The following is a 19,382-nucleotide window of genomic DNA, read 5'->3' as shown; positions in this document are numbered from 1 at the left end:
CAACGCAATACCAATAAAGGTATCTATACCTTGCTCTGATTATGCGGGTTGAGCGCTAATCTGCCGCTTGATTTGCTGCACAATGCTTTGGTCTGTGATGTGTTCATCATCGAGCAGCAGCATGATTTTGCTAATAATCTCGGCGCTGCGGGCGTCGCTTTCCTCAAACGGCAGACGGATTTTGTTCAGTGCTTGCGACCAATCTGGGATCACGCATAGATATGCACCGGGCTCGATATGGATATGCGCGCTGGCCAGATTGATGCGGTAATTGGCCAGTTTGCCCTGCACATGCACATATCGCTCATCGAGCCGTAATCGCTCGCCACCCAAAGCAGGTGCCAATGCTTGTAGCAGTGCATGCCGCGCTTGCACTGTTTCAGCAGAGGTAAATTCATGGGTGTCATTGACAATCGCCCGCGCCAGCAGCAAATCCAAATCACGCATCGCTTCGCTAAATAGCACCGGTGGCACACTGGTGATGGGCACAATCTCACCGTGCAGCTTGAACACCACCTCGCGCGTTTCTAGCTCGGGCATTTCGGTAAAGTAATGGTACTGAAAGTCAAAATCGATATGCGCGCTATAGCCCTGACCCAGCTTGCGCAGATGTTCGGCATCTTCGTTGTAACCGGTAGGTCGCCAGCCACGTTGGCGGAAAATACCCGCGGCAATATGGGTACGAATCCAGCGGGATGCATAGCGCTGCGACACCGTACCGGCCTCGATTTCCGCTGGGGTTGGCACATACAGCGCGCGGAAAATCTGCTGGATCGGTTGCACCAATTGCAATGCCACCGCATGTTGCTGCCAGGCCGCTAAGGTACCCGCTTGCAGCCATTCAAGTGGATGCGCCAAACGCAGACCACCCACAATGTCATAAAAGTCGTTTAAGCCGGATAATTGGCCCAACTGATACAGGCCACACTGGCCAGCGTCGTCCACCCAAACCAGCTTGCTGATTAAATCGTATAGCACTGGGTGTAAACGCGCGGTTTCGAGCTGCTCGGCTGAAAAGCGGGTTTGCTGTACCAGATGCTCATCCAGTACAGAGCGAAAACGGCGGCGCTGTTCTTTGAGCGTATCCCACGCCTCTTTTAGCGCGATCCAATCGGGGTGTTTTTTAATCGCGGCAGGTGGGCTGGCCAACTGTTTGCCCTTGGCATTGTGGACAATAATCGCCGAATTGTCGCCATCTAGCCGGATTTGCGCTTGATAATCACCGATCGCGCACGGCGTAAAAAACGCCTGCAAGGCTTGCCCCTGCTGGCTTTCCATTTCCCACTCTAATTCGCCCAAGCTATGATAGCCCGCATTAGCTGCCAGATTGGCCAGCCCAATTTGCACTGATTCGCGCTGATTACTGCAGCGCTCAGTACCGTACTTGCTCGCGAGCTGATGCAGCTCTTTGAGCAGCACATAGCGCTGCAAGCAATCGGTATCACCCAGTAATGGCAATACACCGAGCGCCTGAATCGCGATATGCGCGTGTTTATTGATGGCAGATTTCTCAATGACTTTGCGGTTTTTATCACATAGCGCACCAATCAACTTAGCCAGATCCACCGAGAGCAGATTGGCGCTAAGTAATTCCCAATCCTCATCTGGCAAGGCCTGCAAAGCTTGTCGCAGCGCCGCCAGATCACCGCGAGGCTCTTCTGCGGCCTGATCAAGCCCTAATTGCCGACACTGGCGAGCCAAATCAATTAAATGCGCTTTACCTAGCGCAGGCAGCAATACATTTTGTGCGCCAAAACCACTCCAACTGGCCATCTCCAGCAAAGCGTGCAATACCAACTCCGGATAGCGCGCTAACTGCGCCACAGCCGCTGCAATTTCGTCTGTGTCGCGGGGCATGGCAGGGCACAGCAAACCCGCCGATTGATACGGCTGCAATAAGGCGGCGATTTCATCCTTACCCAGCGACACATCGAGCAATTGCGCATCACAATGGCGTAAAATCTGCAAATAGCAGCGATATCCAGCAACCCTGGTTGAAGCTACAGGCTGGTAATCGTCAAAATGCCAGATCAATTTGCGCTGTAACGGCTCGGCAAGCAACAATTCAAACAGTGCTTCGCGCAGCGGCAACATCGCCGCAGGCCACTGCTCTCGCTGCCAGCTTAATAACTCGTACGGGGCAAACGCAGGCCAGCGCTGACAAAACGCCACCAACTGAGCCGCATTAATCCATTCTTCGCACACCGCCATTACCAGCAGCCGACGTTTCAAATATTCTTGCTTTTCATCCATCGGTACAGGCAAGCACAGACCTTGGGTGTGCGGCTGCCATAAACCATCGTCATCAAAACACAGCTGTCCGGCCAGATATTGCTCGCAGAGCGCTTTACCGTACTCGCCTTCCGGCAATGCGGCCCGATGGTAATAATCGACCTGACCGTAGGACAAATCGACCAACTGACAAGCCAGCACATGGGCAACCCAGCTCGCTGGTGGGCTATAGCCAAATTCGTCCGGGCTTGCCAAGACTCTAAACGCATAGCGCTGCTGCATTTCCAGCAATAAAGCCAGCCGATCAAAGCGGGTTTCGTCGAAATCGTGCGTGGGCCCGCTGGCATTGGCATAGGCCGGGTGATCCGCACGTAAAGTGCTATAACCCTGCATCACCGAGCACAACCAGCGAAACGTACCATCGGCACCCAGCTCGGTATCCAAGGCTTGCCACCAAGCGCGCACGCGCTCTACCTGCCAAGTTTCATCGCCATAAGCCAGCTCGTGGTGCAGATCAGCCCACAGGCGAAATTCGGCATTTAGCTCAGGGTGAGCCGAACGAAATTGGGCATACTGCGCGTCAACATCAAGTACCGCGGCAGTAATTTGTGCGACTTGCGGCCAGTGTTGGCGCAAGTATGGATAGGTAGGCTGCGGCATCTTAACCACCTTTTAACGGGATTAAACGGACAAAACGAATCGCGCTATAGGGCGACAATGGAATGATTGTGGTTTCATCGAGAATCTGCTGATCACCGACCAGCAATAAAAAACGGCGGCGGCGAAAGGCGTCTAGGGCCAAATTCACCGCGCTCGTTGAGTCAGGCTCGCTACTTGCAACCGGCAAAGCAATGCGGCCATCCTGCTGCATACGCGCAATATCGGTTTCACGAAGATATTGCCGTGCGATTTGGGACAACACATCCGCGTGCTCACGCTGCGCGGCGAGCAGCCTACATTGCTCAAGCACGGTGCGGGTGATTAATTCGCGCGCGCTAATTTGGTCTTCGAGCCAGGGAATTTCGATATTGCTGCTCGCTTGGCTGGCAAGCGTAGATTGGAATTCAATTTGCAGATTTGACATGCAAGGTGAGCCCACATTTTCAAGCCGACCAGTATAGCATTGTCAAATTTTAGTCAGACAAAAGTCAGCCTTTGCAGACTGACTGCTCGCGGCACTTGGTGAGCCAAATCACACTCGCACTCAAACCAATTTACGCATAAAAAAACGGGGGCAAGCCCCCGTTATACCGTCAATTGCGTTTATACGCTGGCCACAGTAAAACGCTGTTGAATGTGTTTTGGCATTTCAATTTCATCAACAATGGCCACCGCCAAATCGGCGACCGAAATACCGGCAGGTTGCTCGCCAGCAAACAGAACATCATCGCCGCCTAAGCGGTATTGGCCGCTACGCTCACCCGGAGCAAGGAATACAGGGGGAGAGACAAAACGCCATTTCAGGCTAGTTTCGCTGCGCAGCAGGTTGAGTGCTTCGCGTGCGCCCAATGCGCCTTCTTTCCACTCAGCAGGAAATTCAGGCGTGTCGATCAACTGCAATCCCGGAGCGATAAACAAGCTACCCGCACCGCCGACTTCCAGAAAATCAGCAACACCAGCTTGCTTCACGCCCGCAACAATGGCGTTGTGGCCTTGTAAAAACAGCGCCTGAATATCGGGCTTGCCCCAGCCGGGGTTAAAGGCCGATATCACCGCATCGTGGCCCGCTACCGCAGCGGCGATATCGGCGGCGTCGTAGGCATTGCTGGCACGCGCAGTCACATTGGCCAGCGCGGGCACTTTGGCGACGTTCGTTACCAGCGCGGTCACGTGGTGGCCGCGGTTAGCGAGTTCTTGCAAGATGGCAGAGCCGACAAAACCTGTTGCACCGATCAGAGCGATTTTCATGATGTATTCCTTTGCAGTAATGAATGATTTGAAAGTGACTTCATCATAATCGCTTGCTTTCTAGCTGATAATCCGCCAAAAATGGCATTCATTAGTTAGTAAAACTTAACAATAGGTGTGTAATGGATGCTTTGCGGCGGATGGCCATTTTTGCGCGGGTGGTGGAACTGGGCTCGATGAATGCCGCGGCGAAGGCGCTGGGGATGACGCCATCGGCGGTGAGCCAGCATTTGAGTAAGCTCGAAGCACAGCATAATGTGACTTTGCTGCACCGTACCACGCGCAAGTTGACACTCACCGAGGCTGGAGCAGTGTTTTATCAGGGGTGCGCCGACATGCTGGCGGCGGCGCAATTGGCCGAGCAGCGTATTACCGAGCTACGCGATGCGCCAGTGGGTGAGTTGCGGCTGTCAGCACCGACAGGATTTGCCGGCCCCTTGATTAGTCAGGCGCTAGCGCCATTGCTGAAATTACACCCCAAGCTGTCGTTGCGACTGTTTTTTCACGATGAAATGATCGATCTGGTGAGTAACCGTATTGATCTGGCGCTACGGGCGGGCGAGCTGAAAGACTCCAGCCTCATTGCACGCCATTTGACCGACTGGCCCAATGTACTGGTCGCCGCACCACAATATTTGGCGCGCCAAGCTGCAATTAATCATCCCAAGCAATTGAGCGAGCTAGATTGGATAGCCATCGAAGCCGGGCGCAGTGATTATGCTTTTTTTCACCCCAACGGCGAGGTCGCAAAACCGCCGATTACACCACGTGTGATCAGCAATAATATTGTCTCCGCCCGCGAATTTGTGTTGGCAGGCATGGGCTTGGCAATCCAGCCCGAGCCGGAAGTGCGCACGGCGATCAATGAAGGCCGACTGATGGTGGTATTGCCGGAATGGCGCTTACCCAGTATTGCGATTTACGCTGTTACGCCCCGCCGTGAGGCTCAACCCGCCAAGGTGCGCTATGCCATCGATGCCTTAAAAGCACAATTAGCGCTGTAATAAGCACCCACCGTTAGATCGCTCACAGCTTATCCACAGATTTTATCCACAAGGCTTAACCACCCGCGCCAGCCCAGTGCCGCATCCCAAGCTTCCATTGCCAGTGCAGTGTATACAAGGCACTAGCAGCGATCAGGCTCATTAATGCGAGCGTGCTCCAGAAGTTGGCGTTACGCAGCAACGCCAGACTAGGCCACCAAACAATGCCAGCCAAGGGCAAAGCCATAAAGGCATAGCGTGCCAGCTTGGGAAATAGCTCAAGCGGATAGCGCGACATATCGGTGAGCTTGCCGACAGTCACCTGCATGGCAAATGATTCACCAAACCAGAAACAGCTAGAAACCGCCATCATATTAACAGATAGCAACACAATCGCCGCCAATGGCAACATAATCGTGAATTTTAGCCAGAACAGCCAATCGCTTAAATACGGTGTATTCCACAACCCAAACACACAATAAGCCAAGCCGGTAAACAAACAAATAAAACCCTGCGGGTGGAATTTTTCCAGCATCAGCAACAAGAGCGGATGACCGGGGCGGGTGTAAAAACGAGTGAAATTACCATTTTTAAGCCATACCTCAACCCAATACATCGCGTTAAAACAACTACTTTGCGGGGCAAAAATAGTAAATACAAAGCCCTGCATAAAAATTAATTCCCCACGCGTCCAGCCCAGCACCGCCCCCGATGCACCCAACATAAAGTACACGGTGAGCATGCTGGCGAGCGAAGTCGAGATCACGCCGAGCATAATCAGGCCAAAATCGGCGCGATTTTCCAATTTTGCAACTGCATCGGCGCGCGCCATACGCAGGTAGGCGGTGGCAAAAGTCATACTACCCTTCCTGTGGATAAGTTTGTGGGCAAGTCATTAACAAGCTGTGAGCCTAGTGTGGGCCTGTGCTGTATAAGTGGTGGGCAAGTCGGTATAAATCATCTCGCGCTAGGCTCGTTTGGCGTTTTCGTAAAATCGAACCCATTTGGATTTTCCCGCACCATGACGCGTTCTGGGGCAGGGTGCACCTGAAATCCAAATTGCTCATACAAGCCATGCGCATCACCCGTTTGCAAAAAACAACGAGATACATGCTTTAGTATTGGCTCAGAGAGCAATCTAGCAATCATGTGCTTGGATATACCCCTAGCTCGATACGCTTCATCAACATACACATCAGCCAAATAGGCAAAACGAACCGTGTCGCTCATCACCCGCGCATAGCCGACCTGCACACCATCAATAAACGCGCCGATGACCACCGTTGAGGCACGAGCCGCTTGCTCAACATAAAACTGGCTAATCCCCGGCGACCAATAGCTGCCCGCCAACCACTCCGTAATGCGCGGCCAGTCCAAGGTGGATAAGTCGGAGCTGAAAGTTAAATCAGGCGCGCTCATTGAATTACTCAGCCATAGCAAGGTTAAATAGTGAGGGCCATTGCGCAATAATGCGTTCAGCCGCTTGATCGGGCTGGTGCTGCTCAGTGTCAATCAATAGCCAGTCATTGGGCCATGGAAATTGGCCCAAACTTTGATCTTGGTAATTGCTTGCAGCATATTCCAAATAGCTACGTGCCCACTCAACATCACGTTTGGCAGGTTTCATTTGCAAGCGTTGCGGCGTACCTTCGCGCGCAAGCCGCGTGGATAAATCGGCGCTCAACTCAACGAAGCGGACTCGGCGCCCGTGCGAGAGAAATAATTCTCGCAACTCGGCTATCCGCTCACCATCTTCCGCCACATTAAACGCCCAGACAAAAGTGAAAATCACGCCAGGGTGCAGCGGTTCGGCCAGCGCCGCGCGAAACAGACGCAGGCGCAAATCCCAAGTCAGCTCTTGAAACTGCGGATGATCCCAACCCAAGAGCTGGGCTACGGGATCGGTCGTTAAATGGTTATGAAACAGGCGATAACCCGTTTTTTCTGCCAAAGCCTGCCCGACGCTGGCCTTGCCGACCGCCCCCGGGCCAAAAATTACGACTAAATCAGCCATGCCTTAATCCCCAATCCGCTGCCAAATTTCATATTCAACTTGTCGCCCCCCCTCAAAACGGCGGTTGTGCCATATATCTCCGACGATTTGGTATTCAAATTCGTAGGTCTGCCCCACCATAGGCGCATAGGAAGCCAACTCTGGATGCTCACGGTAGTGCTGTTCATCACGCGTATAAGGCCCGCTGGCAGAGGCATAAAACCCACCATTTTTCAGCGTGAGGAACATAAAATGCTGTTCTGTAATCACTTTGCGAGCTCGCAGGGCGCTCATATCGTAAACTTCGACCGCCTGCCCCGGCTCACCACATTCACCCGACAGCAATTCCCATACACCAATAAATGGATTATTCATAACAAAGTCCTCTTAATATTTGCGGGCATACACCATGAATACACGGTGCGGAATGTGAAGTGGATCGGCGCTGAATTCTCGCGTCAAAATAGCGGCCAGCTCATGGTCAAATTGCGCCACAGCATCAGGGCTGAGGCTCGCGGCCACGCCTGCACTGGCTCGAATTCGCCCCCGCCATGCTTCGTGGCTGTAAACCACAGGTGAATCAAACGCAAACGACTCAAGACCGACAAAGCCAGCCTGCGATAAGTCCGATAAGTCGGCAAAGTGCGTCACATGCACGCCCGTACCACCGGCACCTTGCCAGCGCGGGTTGTGCTGCAAAATCAACGCTTCGGTCGCCGCCACCACATTGCCCGGCAAGGGCAACCAGTCAAAATGGGCAATTGCCATCAGCCCACCACGACGCAATACCCGATACGCCTCTTGCGCGGCCTTGCTGCGATCGAACCAATGCCAACATTGCCCCGCACTGACCGCATCGCAACTTTCATCCGCAAAAGGCAGCGCTTCAGCCCGACCCGTTTGATACGACACCACCACACCAACCTGTTGATCGAGCAAGCGCGCCTGCTCCAGCATTGCGGCAGCTGGGTCAACACCATTGACCTGAGCCCCACGCAAGGCAAAACCCCGCGCCAAAGTCCCCGTTCCGGTGCCAATATCCAGTATCCGCTGGCTCGGCAGGCCAAGCCCAACGGCGGCGGCGCGCGCAAAAAATGCTTCGGGAAAGCCTACTCGATGCTGGCGATAATCTTGTGCGGTTTTGCCAAAATCAATGTTCATTGCGATACCTTTTAAGCACCAAAAATCACCAGCTTGCGCTGGATTATGCGGCTGGCGGCTTGTGCAGCCAGTACAAATACGACGGCCCATACGGCTTGAATCATCAATGGGCTTAGTTCACTGCTTTGCCCGGTGAGGTAAGCCACTGGGGTATTAAAAAAATGTGCAAACGGTAGCCAATGCAAGATGGTTTGCAGGCCAGCAGGCAGAAAAGCCAAGGGGATCAGCGCTCCCCCTAAGAACTGCACCACAACGTCTTTGCTGGCGGTAATACCCCATAAATCGGTGGCAATAAAGCCCGCCAAGCCCACCACAAAGTCGATGCAAAACAGCAAAACAAAGGACAAGGCAATTGATGCAAGTGCCAGCAGCCATGAGCTAGGGCTCAAGCGCAAACCCGCCCATAGCAAAAAAACGCCAAAGGCAGGCAGAAAATAGGCCGCTTGCGCCAACACGCGGCCTAGCGACAATGCAGCATGCCGCAGGGGTAGCGAAACAGGTTGCGTCAAGGCAGTTGCCACTTCGCCCGAGCGAATTTCGCGCGCCAAGCGCCAGTCGCCAAAGGCTTGCAGTACGGCAAATAGTGTTTGTGCGGTGGTGACGTGCAGCAACGCGCTGGGAAAATTCATCCCTGCGCGGCTAGCATCACCCGCGTACAAGGCCTGCCACAGGTAATACAGCAACCACATGCCCAGCAGATAACCCAGGGTGAGTATGGCTCTGCCACGCTTATCTGTAGCAACAATGCGGGCATTACCCCATGCTAAAGCCGCGCTCGCTTTCAATCGATGCTTCATACCGTGACATCCTCCGCTGCATCGGCGCGCAGGTTTTTGCCGACATAAAAGCCGTGCAGCAGGTCTTCAAAGCTTTGCTCCACCGGCTTAATTTCATGCACGGTAAATGGTGCAAGCGTCTTGACCAAATCAGCGAAGGGCAGGGCTTCATCCTGACGCGCGATTTCTAGCCAGTCGCCATTGCTACGTACCGGCAAGGCAGCGGGATGAGCCGAGAGCACTTCATTCGCGGCAGCCACTTGGCTGGCATCAATGCGCGCGGCCCACCAGCGCCCATCGCCTGCATGGGCGCGAAAATCGCTTAAACTACCGTCAAAACGCAGCGTTCCATGGTCGATCAGCAGCAAACGGCGGGTAAGTCGCTCGATATCACCGACATCGTGTGAGGTAATCAGCACCGTCGTTCCGGCTTCCTGATTGAGCTTGCGAATCAGCGCGCGCATGCGTGATTTCATTTCCAGATCAAGGCCAATAGTAGGTTCATCCAGAAAAACTACTTCAGGCGCATGTACAAATGCAGCCGCAATTTCACATAGCATGCGCTGTCCAAGGCTAAGCGTACGAGCCGGGCGATCCCAGAATTCATCCATGCCACCGTCGGCACGAAACAATTTGAGCTGCTGCTGGTACACCGCATCAGGCACGTCAAATAGCGCCTGCAAAATAGAAAACGAATCGCGTACCGGTAGGTCTTGCCACAATTGCGAACGCTGGCCGAAAACCACGCCAATCCGCTTGACGTATTGCTGGCGTTGTCGCATCGGGTCAAAGCCCGCCACGGTAACGCGACCACTGGAGGGCGCCAGTATGCCGGTGAGCATTTTGATGGTGGTCGATTTGCCCGCGCCATTCGGGCCGACCAAGGCAACACATTCACCACGGGCGATCGCAAAATTGACGTCACTTACCGACTTGTTTTCGTTGTACTGAGCTTGCACAAGCTGGGTAAAGCGCTCACGCCAGCTTTTCGCAGCGCGTGGAGTTTTATAAATACGGCTTAAGTTTTCGGCTTGAATTAACATGCATAACTCACTTATTTTTTTGGGCGACACTGCGATAGCGCACCACGAGTGCGACGGTCGTTAGCACGCAGAGCAATGTCGCGCTGGATGAAATCAATAAAGGCCAACCTTGATGATTGATTTCCCACTGAATCACTGCATAAAACAACGCAAATACCGATGAAAGCGTCCAAACTAGCCAAGTACGCAAAGAAATATCCACGGCAGAACGTGTTTGAATCAATTTCCGCCATTGCGGCACGTAGCCGGTCAGCGACATCAGCGGCACACACATCTGCATGATATTGGCGGTGTGAATGAGCAAGGAATCAAGCACAGTCATCCCCTTGCGAGCAGGCAATAATGCCGCCAAATTCAGCGAAACATTTGTCTGCACTTACTAAATTGGCAAACTTTGCGTTAAACCATGCCTCGTCGTACCAAGCCAGATTCCGGCTATGCTTGGCATCGTCCCACAGCGAAAAAAACCAGCGGCGCGCGGCAAAGCCTTCGGGGGCCGCGTAGTGCTGCAAATAGGTTTCGAGCAAATTTAATTCAGGGGCGACATCCGCCAAATGGAAAATATCTTGCTCGCGATGGCGAAAAGCCACATCGCACGGGTCGAGTGCGGCGAGCAGCTCGCCGCTGTGCGCGTCAAACAGGAAATTACCTGCGTGCGGGTCGTCATGCACCAAGCTCGATGACATCCCCGCCAAGGGTGCTAGCAAGCGCGTACGTTCTTGCCAGAGCAGGGCAAAAGCCCGTTTTTGTGGCAGGGTAAAAGGAGACGCTTCGCTTTGCACATACTGATGCAGCGGCAGCGTCCAGGCCTCAAACGCAGTAAGAAAATCAGTGGCAAACCGCCCATCGGGCAACTCGAAACCGCGCGGATCAGTTACCGCGTGCCAGCCAAGCAGTACGTCGACCACTTGCTGCGCAGTTTGCAGAGGATGACGCCACGGTTTGGCTACATCCCACGGGGCAATGCCGGGCAAGCGCTTGAGCATCAGCAGCTCAAGCGCTTTGCCTGCCACGACAATTTGCTGTTGCAATAGCACTTGCGGCATCGCCAGCTTGGTATGCGCTTGCAAGCGCGTAAGCCCCGCAATTTCATGCGCGCTACGCCCCGGCTGCCAGCCAAACTTGATCACCACATCACCGGCAGCGCCAGTCAGGATGACTGCATGCCCATAAAAGCCAGCAATTTCTTGAACCAATTGGGCTTTTTGTGCGTAATGCGCTTGGTAACAGCTTAGCGCCGCATGCGCATAGACCGAGACATCAACTGACATAGGCTTACCATAATCTGAACTCATGCCTTCATTTAATCAGCTTGCTTCCCCATTTGGAATGTCCGAAGATGTCGCTTTATTTGTCCAAAAATCACATTAATTCATCATGGCGCTGATCTACTACGAACGATTTGATTGTGATGACAAGGGCTGGAATCGTTTAGTCGGCGCCCATGTATTTCATAAAGCTTCACACCCTCCCATGCGTGAGAAAGGCATTTTCATGTGCGGCGTTTCCGAGGCGCGGGGCAAAAGTGAAATTGAGCGCATTGATGCCAATTTCCATGTCCTGCTGTTTTGTCTAAATGGCACCGGGGAGTTTTTCGAAGGTGAGCAAACCTGGCCATTCAAAGCAGGACAAATGGGCGTTCAGCCGGCCCGAGGTCAGCGTGGCTTTCGCCGCACCGGTAAAGCGCCCTTGTTAATGGCTTGGCTCCTCTTGTACAACGATGTGCGCTGGGCGCACCTGATCCAACCGCATTGCTATGTCCGTGATAGCGATGCTGGCTGGGAAATACACGATGCCCTATCCCTGTATCAGCGCGAAGCGCTTCGCCATAATGAAGGGCAGAGCTATACCCTAGTTATGCCCGCATTAGAAATGTTGAGCCTGCAATTAGAGCGCGCCGTCGGCACGGCAGATACCCGCTTAGGTTGGCCACAACAATTGCACGCCTTATTTAGCGAGGTGGCCAAGGCGCCCGAACGCGAATGGCCGGTTGAGCAATTGGCCCAACAATTGCAAATTACACCGGCGCATTTACATCGCTTGTGTCTAACCCATTTAGGCATGGCACCGGGCCAGCATGTGGTTGCGCTGCGCATGCAACATGCCCGCACGCTGTTAATGGCGGGCGTTCCAGTCGGCCAAGTCGCCAGCCAAGTGGGTTATCAGGAAGTGGCCAGTTTTTCACGCCGCTTTCGCCAGCACTTTGGTTTACCGCCCAGCCAAGTTAGAAATTAGCTGGGTATTTACCCTCAAACCATAGAAAATAAAACACTCAAAGCAATACCCCGCAAGAGCGCTGATTTGCGCTAGAATCTCGCCCCCGCCGCAGGGCTACAGCAATTGCCGGATTTTCGCTAAGGTAATTAACTCTTGGCGTGCAAAGTCGAGCACAGTGTCCTCATCAATGATGGCAGAGCCACTCAAACGACTTAAATCCAGCCCGAGTTTGGCGGCAAGCGTAGCCGCAGCGGGGCTGACTGCTAACAATGGGCTTGGGTTAGCGGGGGCGCTGATGGTTACAGCCAGTGGCTCGGGCGCCGAATCAACCTCGGCAGCCAATAACCAATCCGCAGTGGGCTTCTCGGCGATTTCCATCAACAACAATAAATCATTGCTGTTCACAAAATCGCCATGCTCAACCATCAAACTGGTGACTTGGCCTTCGTCGGGTGCATAAACGGGCCATTCTTGATCGGCGGCGAGCAGGGTGATCAGCAAACTGTCGGCGTGCACTGCCTGCCCCGGTTTCACGTGAAACACGGCCACCTCGGCGGCTTCGGGCAACTCAGGGGCGCAGATCAGGTGCGTGGTATAGCTAATTGTCATTATTTACGATCCAAATAGTATCCAAGCATTGATATTCGCCAATAAGATATGTTGCAACGCAAACTAGACTATGCTGCATTCGCAGTCTAATAGTATCAATTAAATAAAGCGCAGCAGGCAAGGCGGTTCACTGTTCTGCTGCGATTTCCCATGAATTTAGGAGTTATCCATGAGCGATCTGGTCTTAGTCATTAATGCAGGTTCTTCTAGCATCAAGTTTTCTTTATTTGAAACCGCTGGCGCAGCAGATCCGCAAGTGCTCTTCAAGGGGCAAATGGAAGGCCTTTACGTGGAGCCTAAATTCACGGCAAAAGACGCTGCAGACCAAAAAGTAGCCGATGAAGTTCTGCCTGCTGATGTGCCTAAAAACCACGATCACGCGTTGCGTCACATGCTAGCTTGGCTTGAGCAACGTTTGGGTGGCCGTGAGATTAAAGTCGTTGGCCATCGTGTAGTGCACGGCGGCACGCAATATTCTAAACCTGAACTGGTGACTCCAGCGCTGATCGCCGGCCTAGAAGCGCTCATCCCATTGGCACCATTGCACGAGCCGCACAACATTGCGCCGATCAAGATCTTGCAAGACATTCTGCCCAATGCCGCACAAGTCACCTGCTTTGACACGGCGTTTCATACCACTCAGCCCGAGCTGAACCAGCTTTTTGCGCTGCCGTATGAATTTGCGCAAAAAGAAGGCATTCGCCGCTATGGCTTCCATGGCTTGTCTTACGAATACATCGCGAGCGTACTCCCTCAAATCGATACCCGTGCCGCCGAAGGCCGCACAGTAGTCGCTCACTTGGGCAATGGCTCATCAATGTCGGCATTGCTGGGCTGCGAATGTCAGGCCACCACCATGGGCTTTACGGCGCTGGAAGGTCTGCCAATGGGAACTCGCTGTGGCAGCATCGATGGCGGCGTCTTGCTGCACCTGATGAACCATCTGAAAATGGATGCCAAACAGATCGAAACGCTGCTGTACAAAGAATCAGGTTTACTCGGCCTGTCTGGTGGCATTTCTAGCGATATGCGCGCCTTGCAGGCTTCGGATGAGCCGTTGGCCAAATTTGCGATTGATTATTTTGCCCGCCGTATTGTGCGTGAAACCGCTTCTCTGGCTGCGGCAATTGGTGGCCTTGATTGCCTGGTATTCACCGCAGGGATTGGCGAAAACGATGCATTGACGCGCGCGCTGGTATGTCATCAACTGCGCTGGTTAGGCGTAGAGATCGACGAAGCTGCCAATGCCGTACGTTCTGGCGAACCACGTCGCATCAGCCTCGCTGACAGCAAAGTGGCTGTGTATGTGATTCCAACTAATGAAGAATTGATGATTGCCCGTCAAGCACTGGCAACCATCTAAAACCCACGCGAGTATCCCTAACCGCTGTGCGATCAATGATCGGCAGCGGTTTTTTTATTGCCATTAACACTCGGCGAGCAGACTTTCTTCATGCAGGCTTAATACTGGCAATGAAAAATATCCGCAAGCCTAAAGCGAGCTGCTAGCATTAGGGCAATTTGCCATTACCCTAGGTACACCATGCAAGAACAGGATGTTATTGTCGATTTAGCCATCGAGCCACGCAGCCTACCAACTACTCGTGGCTGGGATTGGATTGTGCAGGCATTTGCTTTATTCCGCCGCGCACCAACTGCGTGGGTCGGCCTAACCGGCCTTTTTGTTGTGTTGATGTTAGGTCTGAGCTTCATCCCCATTTTGGGCGGTTTTATTAGCACCTTAATCGGCCCCATTCTGTTAGGCGGCCTCACTGTCGCCGCGCACAATACAGCCTTGGGCGATAAGCCCAAAATCACCGATCTATTTGTGTGCTTTAAGTTTCGCACCATTGATTTAATTAAGGTTGGTGCGTATTACATGCTGGGCACTATGGCGTTGTTGTTTGTGTTTTCAGGCATCGTTGGTGCACTAGAGTGGCTAGGTTTGATTCAAGCCTTGCCCGAACAGATTACTTCATTCGACCAAGTGAGTCAGCTGTGGCCTTTAGGCGTAGTGATTCTGCTGTGTTTTATGCTGGTGTATAGCGCGTATTTCTATGCTCCGGCACTAGTGGTACTGGCTGAAATGAGTGCAACCGAAGCGATGAAAATGTCTTGCCTGGCATTTTGGCGCAATTGGTCACCCATTTTGATGATGTCACTACTGGGTGCCTTATTACTGATGCTGTTGATGCTGCCATTCTTTCTAGGGCTGATAATCGGGCTACCAGTGGCACTGATTACTAGCTATGTCTGCTATGTCGATGTATTTTCTAACCCAAACTCAACAGGAGAGCCGCTGTGACCGAAAGCCCATTCAAAGGCAAAACAGGAATTAAGCGTGTATTTAATGCTTTGGGCTATTCAATTGATGGCTTGATTGCCGGCTGGCAAAATGAAGCGGCATTTCGTCAGGTGCTGCTATTGGCCGTAGCGGGTATCCCAATTGCCCTTTTCTTACCCGTCCCCATTTGGGGTAAAGCCTTGCTAATTGGCAGCCATCTGGCCTGTGTGATCGTTGAATTACTCAACTCCGCAGTAGAGGCTGCAGTGGATCACACCTCGCTGGAAAAACACCATCTAGCGAAACGGGCAAAGGATCTGGGCAGCGCGGCACAATTGATTGGCCTAATTAACCTCACCGCCATGTGGGTATTAGTTTTACTAGCGTAAACCCATAAAAGCCAAAGGCCACAGGTATCGCCCTGTGGCCTTTTTTATTTGCTACTTACCTAGCAATACCATGCAGGGTATGGCCATTATAGTTAATGGCGGCGAATGTCATCCTCGATATCAGCCAACAAAATCTTCAAGGCGGCATCTGACACCATCACTTCGAGCAAACACAGCACCAGCGAGCCCACCATCAGAATCAAGCTACCAATAAATAAGATCTGCGCCCAGTCGGCATGAGACACCGAAATCAAAACCATCGATACAATGCACAGCAGCAGGCTACTGATTCCAAATGCCTGCATATAACGAATCAGCCAAACACGCATTTTCAGGTTGTTTAGCTGACGCAGGATATTTTCGTGGGGGTTGGCTCGGTGGTGCTCATATAGCTGGCGAATAATGCCTGAAATAGCCAAGAAGCGATTGGTGTACGCCAACATCAGAAGCGAAATCGCTGGAAACAGCAATGAGGGAGTGTTAATGCTGAAGTTATCCATCATGGCCTTTCTTGAATTCTTTAATCACATGCTGCTGCCGACGGCTAACTGGTAAACGCTCAGGTACATCGCGTAAAACGACCACCCAATGCCCATCGCCACCATTAATCGTCGCGCGCTCGAATCCTGCAATACTATCGCGGGACACCAAACAATTTCGGTGTATTCGCACAAACTTTGATCCAAATTCATCTTCAAGTTTGGTGAGCGAATCTTCAAGTAAATATTCACGATCATGCGTGCGCAGCGTGATGTATTTCTGCTCCGCTTTCAAAAAACGAGCCTCAGAAACGGGGATCAAATGCACTCGACCACGCTCGGAAACACTAAAGTGGCTGCGCGCACCATCATTGGCAGCCGTTTCTGCTGCAACTTCATTGCTTCCATGGCGCAATTCAAGCACACGCTTTAATGCAGCCTGCAGTCGCTCGACACGAATCGGTTTAAGCAGATAATCCACTGCCCGCACATCAAAAGCAGCGACACCATAATCCTCAAACGCAGTGGCAAAAATCACCGCCGGCGGCTTGGATAAATTGAGCAATTTGCGCGCCACTTCAATGCCGCTCATTTGCGGCATTTGGATATCTAAAATCACCACATCAATTTCGTGCTCAGTGATCTGTGGTAGTGCCGTCATCCCATTGGTGGCCGTACCAACCACGACGTGGGGACACTCTTGCGCGCAATCGCTAAGTAAGTCCTGTAGCCGCATTAAAGCCGGCAATTCATCATCAACTAAAAATAGGCGCAACGGTTTGTTCATTCTTTAGCTCCCGATAAGGCAGCACGATATGTATTTGATAATAGTCGTTTCCACGCTGAATGCTTAAATTTGCCTCTGCATCAAAATACAGCAGCAATCTTTCTCGCACATTATCTTGGGCCATACCATTGCCGATTCTCTGTACTGCAGTGTCGATAATCGGATTGCGGATATCGATATGCACCTCATTGCGCGACTGGAAGATATTGATATGGATCGTGCCCGTTTCAATACTTGGCTCAATACCATGGTAGACGGCATTTTCTAAAAGTGGCTGTAAAATCAACGGTGGAATCGATGCCTTTGCCGGCATTTTTTCGATATGCCACTCAACATGTAGCCGCTCACCCAGCCTTACCTTCTCAATCTCCAGATAGCCACGCGCAAGCTCCACTTCCCGTTGCAAGGTCGATAAAGAAGACTGCGTCCCCATGGCGACCCGGAATAATTCAGACAGATTTTGCAACAGATGTTCAGCAAGTTTTGGCTGACTACGGATTAAAGATAGCACCGCATTCAAACTATTAAAGAAAAAATGCGGCCGAATCCGCGCTTGCAGTGCAACTAAACGCGCCTCAGCAAGCCGAGGCGACAGGGTTTTGAGCCATAGCTGGTAGTGCCACAACATGAAGGTGGTTCCCATCAAAACCAGCACCAGCATTTGTCCAAGATGAGGTTGCAAATCAATAAACAACAAACTGGAAAACCCGCGAAAGACCAGCACAGTCCACAACAGCACAATGGCATAAACCATAGCCACACTGCGGTTAAAGGGCCAGCTGCGCAGTTGTGGAGCAAACACGGCCAGGCATGCCATTGCCCCCATCAAAATCGGCTCGACCCAGAATGCAGCATCGGTAAGGCGGCCACTCCACTCCGACCAGTCGCGAATGGCAGCCACCACGTACAGCAGCATACCCAGATGTACCAGTATCAAAGCGCGAAAAATCACCCCAAAGTTGCGAAAATCAGGCATAAGTGGCGTATTTTGTTCCATCTTTTTCGAGCATCCTTCACAAACCTGCATAAACTGAAAAATCAGCATAGCACTTGCTAAGGTCAAACATGTCATTGGCGGTTTTGTATTCGCGTGCTTTAGACGGTATGCAGGCTCAATTGGTCAGTGTGGAGGTACATCTCGCCAATGGGCTCCCTGCGTTTAATTTAGTAGGCTTGGCGGATTGTAGTGGCACACTGAATTTGGCCACCTGATTAGAGGTGCTATGCTGCACCTCGTAAGCAATTAGGTGACTCAATGAACAACAAAACCAGACCCACATTCACGCCTGAATTTCGCCTCGAATGCGCGCAGCTTGTGCTCGAGAAAGGCTATTCCGTTCGACAAGCCGCTCAGGCAATGAACGTCGGTAAATCGACCATGGATAAATGGGTACGACAATTGCGCGAAGAGCGCGCCGGTGTGATGCCCAAGGCGATGCCAATGACGCCAGACCAACTCAGAATCCGTGAATTAGAAAAGCGCCTCAAGCAGGTCGAGCTTGAGAAAGAAATATTAAAAAAGGCTACCGCTCTCTTGATGTCGGACTCGCTGAACAATTCACGATAATTGCTCAGCTCAAGCAGAGCTACGCTGTGGCACAGTTGTGTCGTACGTTTGAAGTCCATCGCAGCAGCTTTAAAGCCTGGAAGCACACTAAGCCAATTAGGCCAGAGCAGGTACAGCGCTTAAGCAAAGTACGTGAGTTGTTTAACGCCAGCAATGGCTCAGCGGGCTCGCGCAGCATTGCGACTATGGCCAGTGCACAAGGTGTCCAGATGAGTCGTTATCTGGCGGCCAAGTGCATGAAGCAGCTTGGGTTTAGCAGTTGCCAGCAGCCTAGTCATGCGTACAAAAAGACGGGGGGCGAGCACATTGAAGTGCCCAATGTGTTGGCACGACAGTTTGCCGTGGTCGAACCCAACCAAGTGTGGTGCGGCGATGTGACCTATATCTGGCTTGGTAATCGGTGGGCGTATCTGGCGGTGGTGATGGATTTGTTCGCCAGAAAACCCATCGGCTGGGCGATGTCGCTCTCGCCAGATAGCGATTTAACCTGCAAAGCGCTCAGCCATGCGTTTGAATCCCGAGGCCGGCCTAAAGGGCTCATGTTCCATTCTGACCAAGGTAGCCATTACACCAGCATCAAGTTCAGGCAATTATTATGGCGATGCCAGATTCAGCAAAGCATGAGCCGACGCGGCAACTGCTGGGATAACAGCCCAATGGAACGCTTCTTCCGAAGCTTAAAAACGGAATGGGTACCAGAGGTCGGCTACAGCTCATTTGTGCAAGCTGAGCGGGAAATATTGGACTACATGCTGGGCTACTACAGCCAGCTGAGGCCACACCACCATAACGGTGGTTTGCCGCCCAACGAGGCTGAGCGCAGTTATTGGCTTGGCTATAACAATGTGGCCAAAATTAGTTGACCACTACAAAGTGACTTTGGATAATCCTGGCTTAATTGAAAAACCGGACCTTTCCATTTAGCAGGTATTTGGTCATATGAAGATGGAAATG

22 protein-coding genes and 1 pseudogene are annotated in these 19,382 nt (G+C 52.2%); 7 read left to right on the top strand and 16 right to left on the bottom strand.

The window, feature by feature from the left end:
• Positions 1–39 precede the first annotated feature (39 nt).
• From HZU75_RS08090 to HZU75_RS08080, 3 genes are all read right to left on the bottom strand, one after another.
• The gene (locus HZU75_RS08090) at positions 40–2,892 is read right to left on the bottom strand and encodes a DUF4132 domain-containing protein (RefSeq protein WP_180308615.1); all 2,853 of its coding nucleotides are present in this window, start codon (positions 2,890–2,892) and stop codon (positions 40–42) included.
• Between the two features lies 1 nt (position 2,893).
• On the bottom strand, positions 2,894–3,316 hold the full coding sequence (locus tag HZU75_RS08085; RefSeq protein WP_180308614.1) for a hypothetical protein: 423 nt from the start codon (positions 3,314–3,316) through the stop codon (positions 2,894–2,896).
• Between the two features lie 179 nt (positions 3,317–3,495).
• On the bottom strand, positions 3,496–4,140 hold the full coding sequence (locus tag HZU75_RS08080) for an NAD(P)-dependent oxidoreductase (protein ID WP_180308613.1): 645 nt from the start codon (positions 4,138–4,140) through the stop codon (positions 3,496–3,498).
• 122 nt (positions 4,141–4,262) lie between these two features.
• Between HZU75_RS08080 and HZU75_RS08075 the strand changes: the two genes are divergently transcribed.
• Positions 4,263–5,144: a LysR family transcriptional regulator gene (locus tag HZU75_RS08075; RefSeq protein ID WP_180308612.1), complete on the top strand. Its 882-nt coding sequence runs from the start codon at positions 4,263–4,265 to the stop codon at positions 5,142–5,144.
• 55 nt (positions 5,145–5,199) lie between these two features.
• Here the strand turns inward: HZU75_RS08075 and HZU75_RS08070 are convergent, their stop codons facing one another.
• From HZU75_RS08070 to HZU75_RS08030, 9 genes are all read right to left on the bottom strand, one after another.
• Positions 5,200–5,982 carry an ABC-2 family transporter protein gene (locus HZU75_RS08070; RefSeq protein WP_180308611.1) on the bottom strand — a complete coding sequence of 261 codons (783 nt, stop codon included), beginning with the start codon at positions 5,980–5,982 and terminating at the stop codon, positions 5,200–5,202.
• Positions 5,983–6,080: 98 nt separating this feature from the next.
• On the bottom strand, positions 6,081–6,542 hold the full coding sequence (locus HZU75_RS08065; protein ID WP_180308610.1) for a GNAT family N-acetyltransferase: 462 nt from the start codon (positions 6,540–6,542) through the stop codon (positions 6,081–6,083).
• 4 nt (positions 6,543–6,546) lie between these two features.
• Complete coding sequence (locus tag HZU75_RS08060; protein ID WP_180308609.1) at positions 6,547–7,137, bottom strand: P-loop nucleotide/nucleoside kinase family protein; 591 nt, start codon at positions 7,135–7,137, stop codon at positions 6,547–6,549.
• Between the two features lie 3 nt (positions 7,138–7,140).
• Entirely contained in the window at positions 7,141–7,491 is a 351-nt protein-coding gene (locus tag HZU75_RS08055) for a hypothetical protein (RefSeq protein ID WP_180308608.1), read from the bottom strand.
• A gap of 12 nt (positions 7,492–7,503) precedes the next feature.
• The gene (locus HZU75_RS08050; protein WP_180308607.1) at positions 7,504–8,277 is read right to left on the bottom strand and encodes a class I SAM-dependent methyltransferase; all 774 of its coding nucleotides are present in this window, start codon (positions 8,275–8,277) and stop codon (positions 7,504–7,506) included.
• Between the two features lie 11 nt (positions 8,278–8,288).
• Positions 8,289–9,074 carry an ABC transporter permease gene (locus HZU75_RS08045; protein ID WP_180308606.1) on the bottom strand — a complete coding sequence of 262 codons (786 nt, stop codon included), beginning with the start codon at positions 9,072–9,074 and terminating at the stop codon, positions 8,289–8,291.
• Entirely contained in the window at positions 9,071–10,096 is a 1,026-nt protein-coding gene (locus HZU75_RS08040) for an ABC transporter ATP-binding protein (RefSeq protein ID WP_180308605.1), read from the bottom strand. Before HZU75_RS08040 ends, HZU75_RS08045 begins: the two co-directional genes overlap by 4 nt.
• 7 nt (positions 10,097–10,103) lie before the next feature.
• On the bottom strand, positions 10,104–10,412 hold the full coding sequence (locus tag HZU75_RS08035; protein WP_180308604.1) for a PQ-loop domain-containing transporter: 309 nt from the start codon (positions 10,410–10,412) through the stop codon (positions 10,104–10,106).
• The gene (locus HZU75_RS08030) at positions 10,405–11,367 is read right to left on the bottom strand and encodes a phosphotransferase (RefSeq protein ID WP_180308603.1); all 963 of its coding nucleotides are present in this window, start codon (positions 11,365–11,367) and stop codon (positions 10,405–10,407) included. The genes HZU75_RS08035 and HZU75_RS08030 overlap by 8 nt, the downstream gene beginning before the upstream one ends.
• A 106-nt stretch (positions 11,368–11,473) precedes the next feature.
• On the opposite strand from HZU75_RS08030, the gene HZU75_RS08025 reads away from it, so the two are divergent.
• Positions 11,474–12,331: a helix-turn-helix transcriptional regulator gene (locus tag HZU75_RS08025; protein WP_180308602.1), complete on the top strand. Its 858-nt coding sequence runs from the start codon at positions 11,474–11,476 to the stop codon at positions 12,329–12,331.
• A 96-nt stretch (positions 12,332–12,427) separates the two neighbouring features.
• Here the strand turns inward: HZU75_RS08025 and HZU75_RS08020 are convergent, their stop codons facing one another.
• Positions 12,428–12,922 (bottom strand): biotin/lipoyl-containing protein, encoded by a 495-nt coding sequence (locus HZU75_RS08020; protein WP_180308601.1) that lies wholly within the window; start codon positions 12,920–12,922, stop codon positions 12,428–12,430.
• 169 nt (positions 12,923–13,091) lie between these two features.
• Here HZU75_RS08020 and HZU75_RS08015 point away from each other — a divergent pair, with 169 nt between their 5' ends.
• The 3 genes from HZU75_RS08015 (at position 13,092) to HZU75_RS08005 (ending at position 15,595) form a co-directional block, all read left to right on the top strand.
• Entirely contained in the window at positions 13,092–14,285 is a 1,194-nt protein-coding gene (locus HZU75_RS08015) for an acetate/propionate family kinase (RefSeq protein WP_180308600.1), read from the top strand.
• Positions 14,286–14,465: 180 nt separating this feature from the next.
• On the top strand, positions 14,466–15,227 hold the full coding sequence (locus HZU75_RS08010) for a BPSS1780 family membrane protein (protein ID WP_180308599.1): 762 nt from the start codon (positions 14,466–14,468) through the stop codon (positions 15,225–15,227).
• On the top strand, positions 15,224–15,595 hold the full coding sequence (locus HZU75_RS08005) for a diacylglycerol kinase (RefSeq protein ID WP_180308598.1): 372 nt from the start codon (positions 15,224–15,226) through the stop codon (positions 15,593–15,595). Before HZU75_RS08010 ends, HZU75_RS08005 begins: the two co-directional genes overlap by 4 nt.
• A 92-nt stretch (positions 15,596–15,687) precedes the next feature.
• On the opposite strand, the gene HZU75_RS08000 is transcribed toward HZU75_RS08005, so the two are convergent.
• From HZU75_RS08000 to HZU75_RS07990, 3 genes are read right to left on the bottom strand one after another with little or no spacing between them, the layout of a single operon-like run.
• Positions 15,688–16,098 (bottom strand): DUF2721 domain-containing protein, encoded by a 411-nt coding sequence (locus HZU75_RS08000; RefSeq protein ID WP_228028239.1) that lies wholly within the window; start codon positions 16,096–16,098, stop codon positions 15,688–15,690.
• The gene (locus tag HZU75_RS07995; protein ID WP_180308597.1) at positions 16,088–16,861 is read right to left on the bottom strand and encodes a LytR/AlgR family response regulator transcription factor; all 774 of its coding nucleotides are present in this window, start codon (positions 16,859–16,861) and stop codon (positions 16,088–16,090) included. Before HZU75_RS07995 ends, HZU75_RS08000 begins: the two co-directional genes overlap by 11 nt.
• On the bottom strand, positions 16,830–17,858 hold the full coding sequence (locus tag HZU75_RS07990) for a sensor histidine kinase (protein ID WP_180308596.1): 1,029 nt from the start codon (positions 17,856–17,858) through the stop codon (positions 16,830–16,832). The genes HZU75_RS07995 and HZU75_RS07990 overlap by 32 nt, the downstream gene beginning before the upstream one ends.
• A gap of 68 nt (positions 17,859–17,926) precedes the next feature.
• On the opposite strand from HZU75_RS07990, the pseudogene HZU75_RS17410 reads away from it, so the two are divergent.
• Both HZU75_RS17410 and HZU75_RS07985 read left to right on the top strand, forming a co-directional pair.
• Positions 17,927–18,043: pseudogene (locus tag HZU75_RS17410) on the top strand (magnesium chelatase domain-containing protein); the annotation flags it as partial.
• Between the two features lie 73 nt (positions 18,044–18,116).
• Positions 18,117–19,291 (top strand): IS3 family transposase gene (locus HZU75_RS07985; RefSeq protein ID WP_373279616.1). Its coding sequence is split into 2 segments (ribosomal slippage): positions 18,117–18,384 and positions 18,384–19,291, totalling 1,176 coding nucleotides; the frame shifts between segments, so codons are not numbered across the junction.
• Positions 19,292–19,382: the final 91 nt, after the last annotated feature.

Source organism: Chitinibacter fontanus (assembly GCF_013423785.1).
Classification (GTDB): Bacteria; Pseudomonadota; Gammaproteobacteria; order Burkholderiales; family Chitinibacteraceae; genus Chitinibacter; species Chitinibacter fontanus.
This window is presented reverse-complemented; position numbering and strand designations above follow the sequence as displayed.

Excerpts from the sequence above, each read along its gene's own strand:
- HZU75_RS08090 (WP_180308615.1), bottom strand. The coding sequence starts at position 2,892 with ATGCCGCAGCCTACCTATCCATACTTGCGCCAACACTGGCCGCAAGTC.
- HZU75_RS08085 (WP_180308614.1), bottom strand. The coding sequence starts at position 3,316 with ATGTCAAATCTGCAAATTGAATTCCAATCTACGCTTGCCAGCCAAGCG.
- HZU75_RS08080 (WP_180308613.1), bottom strand. The coding sequence starts at position 4,140 with ATGAAAATCGCTCTGATCGGTGCAACAGGTTTTGTCGGCTCTGCCATC.
- HZU75_RS08075 (WP_180308612.1), top strand. The coding sequence starts at position 4,263 with ATGGATGCTTTGCGGCGGATGGCCATTTTTGCGCGGGTGGTGGAACTG.
- HZU75_RS08070 (WP_180308611.1), bottom strand. The coding sequence starts at position 5,982 with ATGACTTTTGCCACCGCCTACCTGCGTATGGCGCGCGCCGATGCAGTT.
- HZU75_RS08065 (WP_180308610.1), bottom strand. The coding sequence starts at position 6,542 with ATGAGCGCGCCTGATTTAACTTTCAGCTCCGACTTATCCACCTTGGAC.
- HZU75_RS08060 (WP_180308609.1), bottom strand. The coding sequence starts at position 7,137 with ATGGCTGATTTAGTCGTAATTTTTGGCCCGGGGGCGGTCGGCAAGGCC.
- HZU75_RS08055 (WP_180308608.1), bottom strand. The coding sequence starts at position 7,491 with ATGAATAATCCATTTATTGGTGTATGGGAATTGCTGTCGGGTGAATGT.
- HZU75_RS08050 (WP_180308607.1), bottom strand. The coding sequence starts at position 8,277 with ATGAACATTGATTTTGGCAAAACCGCACAAGATTATCGCCAGCATCGA.
- HZU75_RS08045 (WP_180308606.1), bottom strand. The coding sequence starts at position 9,074 with ATGAAGCATCGATTGAAAGCGAGCGCGGCTTTAGCATGGGGTAATGCC.
- HZU75_RS08040 (WP_180308605.1), bottom strand. The coding sequence starts at position 10,096 with ATGTTAATTCAAGCCGAAAACTTAAGCCGTATTTATAAAACTCCACGC.
- HZU75_RS08030 (WP_180308603.1), bottom strand. The coding sequence starts at position 11,367 with ATGTCAGTTGATGTCTCGGTCTATGCGCATGCGGCGCTAAGCTGTTAC.
- HZU75_RS08025 (WP_180308602.1), top strand. The coding sequence starts at position 11,474 with ATGGCGCTGATCTACTACGAACGATTTGATTGTGATGACAAGGGCTGG.
- HZU75_RS08020 (WP_180308601.1), bottom strand. The coding sequence starts at position 12,922 with ATGACAATTAGCTATACCACGCACCTGATCTGCGCCCCTGAGTTGCCC.
- HZU75_RS08015 (WP_180308600.1), top strand. The coding sequence starts at position 13,092 with ATGAGCGATCTGGTCTTAGTCATTAATGCAGGTTCTTCTAGCATCAAG.
- HZU75_RS08010 (WP_180308599.1), top strand. The coding sequence starts at position 14,466 with ATGCAAGAACAGGATGTTATTGTCGATTTAGCCATCGAGCCACGCAGC.
- HZU75_RS08000 (WP_228028239.1), bottom strand. The coding sequence starts at position 16,098 with ATGATGGATAACTTCAGCATTAACACTCCCTCATTGCTGTTTCCAGCG.
- HZU75_RS07995 (WP_180308597.1), bottom strand. The coding sequence starts at position 16,861 with ATGAACAAACCGTTGCGCCTATTTTTAGTTGATGATGAATTGCCGGCT.
- HZU75_RS07990 (WP_180308596.1), bottom strand. The coding sequence starts at position 17,858 with ATGGAACAAAATACGCCACTTATGCCTGATTTTCGCAACTTTGGGGTG.